Genomic DNA, 12512 nt, shown 5'->3' with positions numbered 1-12512 from the left:
GTCCATTTAATAGACTTGCTCTTTTGTATGTTGAATAATTCTATGCCAATTGTTGCTCAGCAAATGTTCGATATAACTCATGGGAATGTATCAACTCATGATGTTTTCCAATTCCGGTTATAGCTCCTTTTTCAATGAAGATGATTTTATCTGCATCAACGATGGTAGATAAACGATGGGCAATGACAAATGTCGTACGGCCTTCCATAAGCCTTGTTAATGCTTGCTGTACTACACCTTCTGATTGGCTGTCGAGGCTTGCTGTGGCTTCATCCATCATGAGTATTTTTGGATCACGTAAGAATGCACGGGCAATAGCGATTCTTTGTCTTTGTCCGCCAGAAAGCTTTACTCCTCTTTCACCAACCTCAGTGTCCAACCCATGGGAGAATGCTTGAATAAATTCATCAGCATATGCCATTTTAGCAACTTGCCAAAGCTGTTCATCTGTTATGTCCTCTACATTCTTCAGGCCATAGCATAGATTTTCGCGTATTGTACCTGCCATCATGGCGCTTTCTTGAGATACGTAGCCAATTTGACTACGCCAGGACTCCATTGATAAGTCTTTTATCGGAGTATTTCCAATCCGAATTTCTCCTGAAGTAGGCTCATAAAACCGTTCAAGCAATCCAAACATGGTGGTTTTTCCACCACCACTCGGACCAGCAAAAGCAATCATTTCTCCTGGGCTTGCTTCAAACGTAATATTTTGAAGTAAAGGTTCTTCCTCACTGTATGCAAATGACACATCTTGCACACGGATAGGTTGGTTTGTAATGTCCAATTCTATCCCCTCTTGTCCTTCTTCCAAATTCATACCTAAAATCTCTATGATGCGTTCTGTTGCTCCTTTAGCTTTTTGAAGCTGTGTAAAGAACATGGCGAACGATGTAATGGGAAAAATGATTTGGAAAAGGTAGAGCAAAAAGGCCACGAGCGACCCCGTCGACATCGTTCCGTTGGCAACACGCATTCCTCCATACCCAATGATCAAAACAATAACAACCATGATGACAAGGTACATGATAGGACCGATGTAAGCAAAAATCCTTGCTTCCTTCAAACCAAAGCCAAGTAGATTTTCAATCCCCTTTAACCCGTTAACTTCCTCATTTTCCTCGGCGGTTGAGGATTTCATAAGGCGAATTTCACTAAGAGTTTGTTGGATATTACCTGTAAAGGAGGCTGTCTCATCCTGTAAGTTACGGGATATTTTCGCCATCTTCCTTCCAAGTGGAACCATAATGGCTAATGTTATGGGAACCGAGGTTAACATCAGAAGTGTCATTTTCCAATCCATGATAAACAAGATGGTAATTGCGCCAATTATTGAAATGATGCCGGTAATGAATTGCGGAAAGTGAGTCGAGATTAGCTCTTTTACTACACTTGTATCGTTTACGAGTCGACTAACCGTTTCCCCACTGGATTGCTTATCAAAATAGTTTACAGGTAAACGGATTAATTTTAGCCACATTCTTTCCCTAAGGCTTGCTACAATCCTTTGACCGACGAGGCTTAATAAATAAATAGATAACCCGCTGATTATCGCTTGGATAATGAAGGCTGCACCAATGCTGAGCATGAGTGGAAGGCTTAATGCTTCAACAGAGAAACCATCCACTAAATTCTTCGTTAAAAAAGGAACAACTAGTCCAGCAAGAGTTGTAAGTAAACTTGCTGATAATCCTATGACTAAAGCGGTTTTTGGAATATTAGTTGACAGAATTAATGAGAAAAATGGTTTTAATCCGCCTTGTGATTCGTTCATATAAATTGGCTCCTATCTAAAATCTAACTTTATTTCTGAATTAATCTAGTTTTTAAAATGTAAGATTACTAAAAAAGATCCCCATACCTAACAATAACACCATGAAAATTAAAAGGAAAATTCTATTAGGTAGACTTATATAGTTATAAGCCCCAAGCCGTATGTAAAGACACTACCGGAGGCCAATCCCTTCAAATAAGTAAAATTATAAAATTAACTTGACGAATGCGATTGTGTTGACAGACCGGATTACGAAAAATCGTGAAGATAGAGGATTAACGATACGGGAATGATTGATTGAAGCGGGTAAAACCCTACGTCTAATATTAATGACTGCATTGGCTACAATTGCTGCCTTGTTGCCGATTGCATTTACAACTTCTTCTGGAACATTCATATCAAAAGGATTGTCCTTGACTGTCATTGGAGGTTTGGCATCCCCGACATTACTAACATTAGTGCTTATCCCTGTATTATATGAATTGTTTTTCTTTAGAAAAAGTAAAAAGGAACGCCTAAATAAGGCTGCATAATGAAATAGAGGAGTAGGAGTATTAGTGGAGTTTACTCCTGCTCCTTTAAAAAGTCTTGATATTTATTCCATAACGGATTAATCTTTAAGTAACCAAAAATGAAAAGGGTGAATTTACCACAATGATCTTCTAATCCTATTTCTCTAGAAAAAATTCGTTATAGTTACGATCTTTTTTCGGATAGGATTAGTCTGTACTTTTTTAAATGTGATCATTGTGTCTCTTCTTTTGGAGATATTTTTGACATTTTTGAATGTATCGTACTACCTCCTGTCCATAATGTAACAGGGGGTTTTTTTGCGGAGAAAAACTATTCATACAAACTGGGGAGGGAAATATTTTGTCTAATAACTTATTTAGTAATCGTGTGTTCCAAGCAATTATCATATCTGGAGTGTTTCTACAAATAGGAATATGGGTTAGGAACTTTGCTGTTTTATTATTTGTAATGGAAAAGACCAATGGGGATGCATTTGCAGTTTCAATGATTTCCGTAGCAGAGTTTGCGCCGATTTTTATTTTTTCCTTTATTGGAGGAACTTTTGCTGATCGTTGGCTTCCGAAAAAGACGATGGTATGGTGTGATATTTTAAGTGCATTATCAGTGTTTGCTGTATTAATAACGCTTTTATTTGGAACGTGGGAAGTGGTATTTTTTGCTACTTTAATTTCTGCGATTCTTTCACAATTCTCCCAGCCTTCTGGAATGAAGTTGTTTAAAATGCATTTAGCTGCAGACCAAGTACAGGCGGGAATGTCTGTTTATCAAACGGTCTTTGCGGTATTCATGGTATTAGGGCCGATTCTTGGAACGTTCGCATACCAATCATTTGGCATTGAAATCTCAATTGCTGTAACAGGTATCGCATTTATCCTTTCTGCAGCTGCACTTGCTTTTCTTCCGAAAGATCGTCAGTTGGAAGAAGCTGCAGGAACAACTCTTCTACAAGAAATGAAGAGTGGGATTAAATACGTGTTAGGAAAGATCGAATTAAAGCTTTTAGGATTTTGTTTTATGGCAGTTGGTCTTGCTATCGGTTTCATACATCCACTTTCCATTTTCCTAGTGACTGAGCAATTGGGATTGCCGAAGGAAAACCTGCAATGGTTGTTTATGGTCAATGGTATTGGAATGATTTTAGGTGGGGCAGTTGCCATGATGTTTGCTAAAAAGGTAGCTCCACAAAGATTGCTAGTTATAGGGATGCTCGTGAATGCCATTGGCATGGCAGTAATGGGATTTTCAACAAATTTATGGATTACTTTAACTGCAGAGTTTTTTAACGGGTTATTCATGCCATGTATCCACATTGGAATCAATACGTTAATATTACAAAAATCAGAAGAGGCCTTCATTGGTCGGGTTAATGGTATTTTAAGTCCTCTTTTCGCAGGATCCATGGTATTAACCATGAGTGTAGCTGGTATATTGAAGGAGCAATTTTCATTGGTTGCAATGTTTGAAGTAGCGGCAATATTATTTTTCATTGGGATGATTTTTATTTTGCCACTATACAATCAAAAGGTACAAACCGACTTAGGTGTTCTGGCTTCTAAAGAATAGTATGAGAGAACAAGGCTCGCTTTTACGGCGAGTCTTTTTTTATTAGCAAGGCTACCCTGAAAATAACTTCACCCATCATGGATAAGCACCAGTCACTTCTAAAAGTACCAATCATTCATAACCTAGCCATTTTGAACATTAAAATTGATCTAACTAATGAGTGAATTTTTGTTAGGCTTTGGGATGGCTTTGTCGAATAATCGATATTTGTGAATTTTCGATTGTATTTTGTCCGTTTCGAATGTATTTTTCATGGTTCGAATGTATTTTTCCAGTTTCGATTTTAATTCTTTCAGTTTCGATAAAAGATTTGTGGTCCCTTCAAAAATGCTATTAAATATCATACAAGATAATGGGTTTCCAGGTAGAAATGAAATTGAAAATGCATACTGGAGTATTGAATGGAGTTAAAAGTTCATTCAAAATGTTAGTTTTGATCCTTTTTTATGGCTTTGCCTAAAAATAATAAGGCACAATCATGGATTTTCAAGCGCATAAGCTTTTGGGGTTTAGAGCTAAAGTAAAAACATGGGATTATCAAATTAAATTGTTTTTTTAATTCCCATGCATTTTCTTTTAAAGTCCAAATAAATATCCGAAACAACGCTTATGGAACTACCTAAAACTGCACTCCAAATAATATCTGCTGGATAATGATGGCCAACCCAGATACGTGACAATCCTGTCAAGCTTGATAATAACCACATGACCATGCCAAGGCCACGTTTGCGTAGAAGAATAGAGGTGGATACAGCAAACGTTAACAAGGTATGTTTACTTGGAAAAGAAGAGTCTTTTTTTGAGGGAATGAGCATGATTGTACGCAGTTTGTTGAATGGACGTGATTTAAAATAAACCTATTTAATCAAAATGTTCACCATCATTGTAAAAAGGAGAGATATTACCGTATTAATAGTAACTTTTTTATAGGATTCATCTCGAAACCACATGAAAATAAGAACAAAAGCATATAAATAACGGATTTTATTGGAAATGAGAATCATGAACATATCTAATATTAATGATCGGCTTGCAAGTCCATTAATTGCTTTGAACATTCTATAATCCATCTGTTACTTTTCCCTCCTTGGTCAGCAGTTCGAACTCAATTTGCTTTGGGTAGTGACAAAATTTTTAATAAGTGCATTTACTCTTTTAGATGCTTTTGTTGGAAGTTGGTGCTTTGTCCCTTCAATTAAGACCAATTCATTACTCGGCAAATTTTCATGTAACAGTTTAGCATAAGGGTGAAATGGTTTATCTTTACTGCCAAACAGCAGTAACACGGGGAGTTTTATATCTTGAAGTCGAGATGTACAGTCATAAAACAAACTATAAAGGTAATACTCCTCGATATTTTTGGCATCACCTTTTTTGGCTTCTGAAAACAATTTTAGAAATAAATCTTTTGTATCAGAATTGGTCCAAGCTATAGAAGCTGCCAATAAAGGGACTGCTCCTTTTTCCGCGATATTTATTCCATTAGAAATTTTCTTTTCTATGTAGTGATCCCTTACACATGGCATACCGCTTATTACAATTCCTCCAAAAGCTCTGCTAGAATAATTGAGTAAAAATTCCAGTACGATGGACCCTCCTGTTGAATATCCACATATGAAGGCTTTTTCTATTCCCAAGTGATCCATTATTGTGATTATATCGTCAACTATTAGCGGATAAGATATTGGTTTTGATGAATGATTGCTTCTTCCGTGACCGCGAATATCAAAGGTAATTACCTGGAACTCCCGGGATAAATCCTTTACTTGATACTTGAAATTCATACTGCTCAAAACTGGAGGGTGTATTAAAACTAGGGGTACTCCTTGTCCCGTAACAGTAAAATATAGGTGGACTCCATCCTCGACTGCTATCATAGGCATATATTAATCACCTCAGGAAATTACTCTAAACATTAACATGTATTTGACATGGATATCTTCTTCAAATAAAAGGTGAAATATTCATGGTTCCACTCTTTAAAGAAGAAATGCCCACTAAAGTAGTGGGCATTTCTAACTTCTCTATTGCTTCGAATTCGGGTTGGAATTTGAATTAATATTTGGATTTTTATTCAAATTAGTCGAAGGATTATTGGAATTATTTTTCATAGTATTAGGAGTTAATTCCTCGGCAAATTCCGCTAATGCAGCCATTTTCGGCATCTTGCCAAGATTAGGCAACTTAAAATCAGTCATTAAGCTTTGTGCAGAATCGGCTATATTGTTTTGTCGATTTCTTCCTATGCCAAATGCTGCAGCACTAACACCAAGACCGATCAACGTTGCCCATAACATCCCTCTGTTGTTTCTTTTTCTGCCAAACATTCTTAATATGTTCTGTCTTTTAGCCATACCAAAAAGGACAGGTAACCAGTTATTCATCATCAAACACTTCCTCGATCATAAATTTGGAACGGAATAAATTTAACCATCCATAATTTATTATTTTCACTGAAGCGTTTGATAATGCTGGGAATGTTTTGGTATCTGAATACGTCTAGTTTGTTAGGTTAGATGTAGATTAAATGGATAAAATAATTAAAACTGCTCATTTACTTCCCATGATTCTACTGTTTTGTATGCCGTTTGTGGATCATATCCTTTTCCAAGCAAATAGGCCATAGCAGCCACTTCTGTTAGTGCATGAATGTGAGAAGTATACATAGATTCTTTTATACCATGTTCCACAAAGGGCATAATGGCATTCAATGTTTCGCTTTTTAAATCTCTATAGGGAACGTAATACGGATTATAATATGGATTATTAAAGTACATTACCTCGCTTCATCCTTCCTCATACATACTTTAAATCATGATGTATCTTATGAATCAGCATGAATTTGGACTATGTCCCAATGAAAATTCCGCTTATATCACAAATTACTGTAAGGGTATTCTGAATAAGCTAATAATTTGACCTCCAAATGTGGGGTCTTTTTTCATTAAAAATGAACTAACGTAATAGTGAAAGAAACAAAAATGGGAAATTTTATTTAGAAAAGTGTCAATTTTCGATATCAAATGTAGGTATTGTATCTCAATTGAATGCGAATATTGGGAATTATATGACAATATTTCGTGTTGTTATGGTAAAATATGTTTGTTCAAAAAAACTTCAAGGGGGAATTTTATGAAACACAAAGGAATATTATTGACTGCCTCTTTGCTTCTAGTGCTATCAATGTTTTTGGCAGCTTGCAGTTCTGACAAAAAGGTAAGTGGCACGGATGAAAAGGATGGAAAAGAAGAAAAGCCTAAGTTCATCAGTATTCTCACTGGAGGAACAGGTGGTACATATTTTCCGCTTGGAGGCTCATTCGCGACAATCATCTCCGATGAAACGGGAATCGAGACTAATGCAGAGACAACGGGAGCATCTGCTGAGAACATGCAGACTTTAAAAGATGGCGATGCTGAAATTGCATTTTCACAAACTGATATCGCTTCCTATGCTAGTGAAGGGAAACTTATGTTTGAAGGAAATGTCGTGGATAATGTAAAAGCAATTGGGACTCTATACCCTGAAACGATCCAAATCGTTACAACAAAAGGGTCAGGGATTAAATCTGTAAATGATTTAAAAGGGAAAAAAGTATCCGTGGGGGCTCCTGGTTCTGGAACGAATGCCAATGCCCAACAAATACTTGAAGTTCACGGAATGTCATTTGACGATATCAAAAAACAGGACTTATCTTTTGATGAGTCTGTTGCTGGGATTCAAGACGGCACAATCGATGCTGCTTTCGTAACGGCAGGAACACCTACAGGAGCTGTTGAAGGTTTAGCTGCAACGGAAGATGTGGTCATTGTCCCTGTGGAAAAAGATAAAGCAGAAGAGTTAATTAAGAAATATCCATATTACACAATGGACGAAGTACCTTCAGGGGTTTATAAGCTTCAAGCAGCAGTACCTACTGTAGCTGTTCAGGCAATGTTAGTCGTTAGAGAAGACCTATCTGAACAGGTTGTTTATGATATAACAAAAGCCCTTTTTGAGAATCTGGATAAAGTTACCCACGCCAAAGGAAAGCTGATTAAACCAGAAAAAGCTTTAAACGGCGTAGGGATTGAGGTCCATCCGGGCGCACAAAAATACTACGATGAAAAAAATATTAAAGCTGAATAGTAATCTTGAAAACTATACATCTATTAAAATGATGTAAATAACCATTTGACCGGCCACACAACAACCTAACTGAAGGTTCTGTGGTCGGTCAAATTGGCTTTATTCGGTTATTTTATAAACAGCAAGAGAAACGGCGGGGGATTGATGAAACATTATTTGAACAAAAAGCATATAAGTTTATTTATATCCCTCATCTTACTAATATTATTAGTTTTCTTTACCCCATATAAAAAAGCACTAGTATTCGAGTTTCAAAACACTAGACGAGTATTGGCGTACATTCCATTAAAGGGAGAACAAAAATTTCAAATTAAATATACTCATTCCATCCATTTGACGGATGTTGTTGAAAGTTACCGGATCAACCCCAATCAACAAATCCAACAATATGAATTGATGTATGAAGATTTTGCGATTGGCATGCCTTCTGACGCAGGGAAAGGTGAAGTGTTTGAAATAAGAGAAGGTAAATACTTCATAAAAAATATGAAGAGAATCTTCCCTTTTTTTGATTTACGGATTGGAAAGGTTAGGGCCAATCATACAGTTATATATAAGGGAGAACAGTATCCTTTATCATCCTATATTCAACCAGGGACTAGGGTACGTGTGAAAGAAAAAACGTTAAATATTGTCCAGCAATTGAGAGGAGTGAATATCCTTGAGCGTTAATGAAGGTGTATTAACAGAAGAACAGCAACAAGAATTATTAGAGAAATACGATCCTGAAGCAGGTACGAGAAAGCTTAGTGGAATAATTGGGTGGATAGTTTTAATTGGATTAGTATCCTTTTCAATATTCCAGTTATATACTTCACTTTTTGGAATATTGACTGCACAATTACAGCGGTCCATTCATCTTGGTTTTGCTTTGGCACTGATATTTCTATTATTTCCAGCTAGACGAAAAAATTTAAAAATAAATAAAGTTGCGTGGTATGATATTTTGCTTGCAGTCATAGCTGTTGCTGTCGGAGCTTATTGGCCTCTCATGATAGATGAGCTTGTAATGAGAGCCGGAAGACTGACCGATCTAGATTTTTATATTGGACTGGCCGCCATCATATTGGTATTGGAAGCTACTAGACGTACGGTAGGTTTGCCGATTATGATCATTGCTGTTTTGTTTATGGGCTATGCCATGTTTGGTCCATACATGCCTGGCTTCCTCGCTCATCGTGGCTTGGAACTGGATCGACTTGTTCAAACCATGTTTTATACAACAGAAGGGATACTCGGTACCCCTCTGGGAGTTTCAGCAACCTTTATCTTTTTATTTTTGTTATTTGGCTCTTTCCTGGTACAAACTGGGGTTGGACAGTACTTTAATGACCTAGCGATATTCATTGCGGGAAAAAGGGTCGGTGGACCAGCCAAAGTAGCGATTTTTTCAAGTGCTTTACAGGGTACAATTAGTGGAAGCTCAGTAGCCAATGTAGTGACATCTGGTGCATTTACAATCCCCATGATGAAAAATCTTGGTTATCGTAAAGAATTTGCTGGAGCAGTAGAGGCATCTGCTTCGACAGGCGGTCAGCTTATGCCTCCAGTAATGGGAGCGGCTGCTTTCTTAATGGTGGAATTTATTGGTGGAGGAATTTCCTATTGGGATATTGCCAAAGCTGCAGCAATTCCAGCAATTCTTTATTTTGCTGGAATTTGGATCATGACCCATTTTGAAGCTAAGCGGGTAGGTTTAAGAGGATTGAGAGATGACGAGATTCCTAGCAGAAAAGAAATTTTTGAGAAGATTTATCTATTAGTACCGATTATAGTGATCTTAATTTTAATGATGAGTGGAATGAGTGTCATGCGTGCGGCCTTGTGGTCCATTCTTATTACCGTCGTTGTTAGTGCATTTAGAAAAGATACAAGAATTGGGTTAAAAGGGATAGTTGCGGCTCTTGCAGATGGTGCACGAACAGCTCTAGGCGTTGCAGCAGCTACAGCAGCTGCAGGCATTATAGTAGGGGTTGTAACAAAAACTGGTCTAGGATTAAAGGTAGCAAATGGAATCCTGGATTTTTCCGGTGGACATTTGATTTTAACATTGTTTTTAACAATGGTAGCTTCATTAATTCTTGGAATGGGCTCGCCTACAACTGCTAACTATGTTATTACCTCGACCATTGCAGCACCTGCAATAATTTTACTAGGGGTTCCTGATCTATCTGCTCACTTATTCGTATTCTATTTTGGAATCATTGCGGATATTACTCCTCCGGTTGCTCTGGCTGCTTTTGCGGCTGCAGCAGTATCAGGTGGTGAGCCACTAAGAACAGGCATTGAATCATCAAAACTGGCTATTGCCGCCTTTATCATTCCGTATATTTTCGTACTCTCACCAGAATTACTTATGATTGATACGACTTGGTACTATCTAATCTGGGTAGTAACTACTGCATTTTGTGGAATGATTTTAATTGGTGCTGGGGTAGTCGGATATTGGCTTCGAGGTTTGTCCTGGTATGAAAGGTTGATTGGAATAGTTGGGGGTATAATGCTCATTTATCCTGAAACAATCACTGACATGATTGGTATTGGGTCGTTTATACTATTACTTGTCCTACAACTTGGCATTAAAAAGGATAAAACTCAGAAACCACAGGTTGCAGGTTAACTTATCATACAGAAATAAAGCATTTCGAATGAAAAATGCTCCCCTTATAGTAGACGTTGAACATTCCTCGTAGGGCTACAGCGACTATAAGGGGTGTTTTTTTTTGAGTTCCTTGATTAGAGCGTTGTTAACTTTTAATGAAAGTCAAAAGTATTTTAGGGAAAACTAACTTGAGTTTAATCTTGGGAGTGAAATTATGAATATACAGGGCCAAATAATATCAGGAGAATTTGATGTGGAGAACAATGAATTTTCCTTACAAAGAGTAAAAAATTTCTTCACGGAATCCACTTTAAAGGAAACTCAGCTTAACAATATTTATGAGTATCTGAAAAAACATGAGCAAGAAAGTGATGGACAAATCATTACTTTATATGATCAAATGCCATTACGACTAACTCAAGTTGAAATTAAACAATTGATAAGGGATTTAGAGCAGGTGCATTTATATTTTAACTAGTTGAATGCTAAATAATTGCAGTTCTATAGAACCAGTTAATGTTGACCGAGATATTTGACTTGAAAAATATCTAAATGGATGTGAAAAAAATAGGAAAGCTATTTTTCATATTGTCATCCTAGTGAAATGGTTTAAACTAGTAGTGAGGTGAAGAGAATGACGGAAAAACCTTCAACTACAAGGTGGTTTGGGTATGCGATACAGGCATTAGTCGTTTTAGCAACATATGAAGGCATTTGCCCAAGTGCGGAAATGGCTGGAAAGCTTGAATCAAGGTCCGCCTTTTTAAGAAAGATTCTTACCTATTTAGTAAAGGGAGAGTTAATCCGAGCAAAAGAAGGGCGTGACGGTGGGTATTCATTAGCAAGACCTGCAGACCAAATAACATTGGCAGATGTGTACAAAGCCATGCAAATCGTCGATCCATTTACGAAAGGCTTAATAGATGTTAATAGTAGCTGCTTGTCTCCATATACCAATGAGGCTTTAGTTGCTTTAACAGATGAGATGGAAGAATGGATTTTGAGCGGATTAGAGCAGAAAACCATAGCAGACATGATTCCGAAAAAATAAAACGATCCCAGTGGTTCGTTTATTTTTTTTGTAACTAACTGTTCTTGACAAAAGAACAGTTTATGGATTAAACTGTACTCAGATAGAGAACAGTTTAAATTAGAAGGGAAGATTAACAATGACTCAAAAGAGAAATAGTAATCAAGAATACTTTGATAAAATAAATCAAGTTAAGTTAGAGGATAATCCGATTGAGATTAGTGATCAAAATTTCTTCACTGTGGCCAAAGAAAGACGTTCGGTCAGACATTATGATCCAAGCTTTAAGATGGAGGATCATGAAATTCGTGAGTTATTGGAAGTGGCGATTCAAGCACCTTCTTCGTCTAATTTGCAACCTTGGAGATTCCTTGTAATCAAAGATCAAGAAAAGAAACAACACCTATTGCCTATCGCGAACAATCAACAGCAAATTGTCGATGCTTCTGTTGTGATTGCAGTCTTAGGAGATACAAAGGCTTATATAAACGCTGATAAGATTTATGGAGAAGTGGTTGAAAAGGGTGCTATGACTCAGGAAGTAAAAGACTTCTATATAAATCAAATTAATCAACATTATGGGAATTTATCAGAGGTAGATGCGGCTCGTGTTGCAATGATAGATGGTGGGCTAGTATCCATGCAACTAATGTTAGCTGCTAAAGCGAAGGGATTAGATTCAGTTCCGATGGGTGGATTCAATGCAGAGAAGTTCGTTGAGGCATTCAAGGTACCTGAAAATTATAAACCAGTCATGCTGATTTCCATTGGGAAGGCAGTTAAAGCAGGTTTTGAAAAAACTCGTCTGCCACTTGAGGATATTACAACTTGGAATACATTTGAAGCTTAATCTAAAAAAATGGCTGTCTCAATCTTGAGTC

General features: G+C 37.1%; 12 protein-coding genes and 2 pseudogenes. 8 read left to right on the top strand and 6 right to left on the bottom strand.

What is annotated here, in order from left to right; all coding sequences use genetic code 11:
- Nucleotides 1-40 precede the first annotated feature (40 nt).
- The gene (locus tag G3O09_RS00635) at nt 41-1774 is read right to left on the bottom strand and encodes an ABC transporter ATP-binding protein (protein WP_163099032.1); all 1734 of its coding nucleotides are present in this window, start codon (nt 1772-1774) and stop codon (nt 41-43) included.
- 221 nt (nt 1775-1995) lie between these two features.
- Here G3O09_RS00635 and G3O09_RS00630 point away from each other — a divergent pair.
- Together G3O09_RS00630 and G3O09_RS00625 are read left to right on the top strand one after the other, a co-directional pair.
- Nucleotides 1996-2307: pseudogene (locus G3O09_RS00630) on the top strand (efflux RND transporter permease subunit); the annotation flags it as partial.
- 316 nt (nt 2308-2623) lie between these two features.
- Nucleotides 2624-3871, top strand: a complete 1248-nt coding sequence (locus G3O09_RS00625; RefSeq protein ID WP_163099674.1) for an MFS transporter — start codon at nt 2624-2626, stop codon at nt 3869-3871.
- Between the two features lie 542 nt (nt 3872-4413).
- Here the strand turns inward: G3O09_RS00625 and G3O09_RS22840 are convergent.
- The 5 genes and pseudogenes from G3O09_RS22840 to G3O09_RS00605 form a co-directional block, all read right to left on the bottom strand.
- Nucleotides 4414-4707: pseudogene (locus tag G3O09_RS22840) on the bottom strand (phosphatase PAP2 family protein); the annotation flags it as partial.
- A 21-nt stretch (nt 4708-4728) separates the two neighbouring features.
- Entirely contained in the window at nt 4729-4941 is a 213-nt protein-coding gene (locus G3O09_RS22835; protein ID WP_338048394.1) for a phosphatase PAP2 family protein, read from the bottom strand.
- 21 nt (nt 4942-4962) lie between these two features.
- A complete protein-coding gene (locus G3O09_RS00615) occupies nt 4963-5754 on the bottom strand; it encodes an alpha/beta fold hydrolase (RefSeq protein ID WP_163099030.1) in 792 nt (263 codons plus the stop codon).
- 141 nt (nt 5755-5895) lie between these two features.
- Nucleotides 5896-6258, bottom strand: coding sequence for a hypothetical protein (locus G3O09_RS00610; RefSeq protein WP_205439578.1), 363 nt, complete (start codon nt 6256-6258; stop codon nt 5896-5898).
- 153 nt (nt 6259-6411) lie between these two features.
- Complete coding sequence (locus tag G3O09_RS00605) at nt 6412-6648, bottom strand: hypothetical protein (RefSeq protein WP_163099028.1); 237 nt, start codon at nt 6646-6648, stop codon at nt 6412-6414.
- A gap of 355 nt (nt 6649-7003) precedes the next feature.
- Between G3O09_RS00605 and G3O09_RS00600 the strand changes: the two genes are divergently transcribed.
- From G3O09_RS00600 to G3O09_RS00575, 6 genes are all read left to right on the top strand, one after another.
- Nucleotides 7004-7999, top strand: a complete 996-nt coding sequence (locus G3O09_RS00600; RefSeq protein ID WP_163099026.1) for a TAXI family TRAP transporter solute-binding subunit — start codon at nt 7004-7006, stop codon at nt 7997-7999.
- Between the two features lie 144 nt (nt 8000-8143).
- On the top strand, nt 8144-8671 hold the full coding sequence (locus G3O09_RS00595; protein WP_163099024.1) for a DUF1850 domain-containing protein: 528 nt from the start codon (nt 8144-8146) through the stop codon (nt 8669-8671).
- Nucleotides 8661-10619 (top strand): TRAP transporter permease, encoded by a 1959-nt coding sequence (locus G3O09_RS00590; protein ID WP_163099022.1) that lies wholly within the window; start codon nt 8661-8663, stop codon nt 10617-10619. The genes G3O09_RS00595 and G3O09_RS00590 overlap by 11 nt, the downstream gene beginning before the upstream one ends.
- A 196-nt stretch (nt 10620-10815) precedes the next feature.
- Nucleotides 10816-11079, top strand: a complete 264-nt coding sequence (locus G3O09_RS00585) for a hypothetical protein (protein WP_163099020.1) — start codon at nt 10816-10818, stop codon at nt 11077-11079.
- Nucleotides 11080-11235: 156 nt separating this feature from the next.
- Entirely contained in the window at nt 11236-11652 is a 417-nt protein-coding gene (locus G3O09_RS00580; protein WP_163099018.1) for an RrF2 family transcriptional regulator, read from the top strand.
- A gap of 118 nt (nt 11653-11770) precedes the next feature.
- Nucleotides 11771-12481, top strand: coding sequence for a nitroreductase family protein (locus G3O09_RS00575; protein ID WP_163099016.1), 711 nt, complete (start codon nt 11771-11773; stop codon nt 12479-12481).
- Nucleotides 12482-12512 lie beyond the last annotated feature (31 nt).

The organism is Peribacillus alkalitolerans (assembly GCF_010882125.1).
GTDB lineage: Bacteria > Bacillota > Bacilli > Bacillales > DSM-1321 > Bacillus_BN > Bacillus_BN alkalitolerans.
Note: the sequence above shows the minus strand (reverse complement) of the source record. Positions and strands in the feature narration are given on the sequence as shown.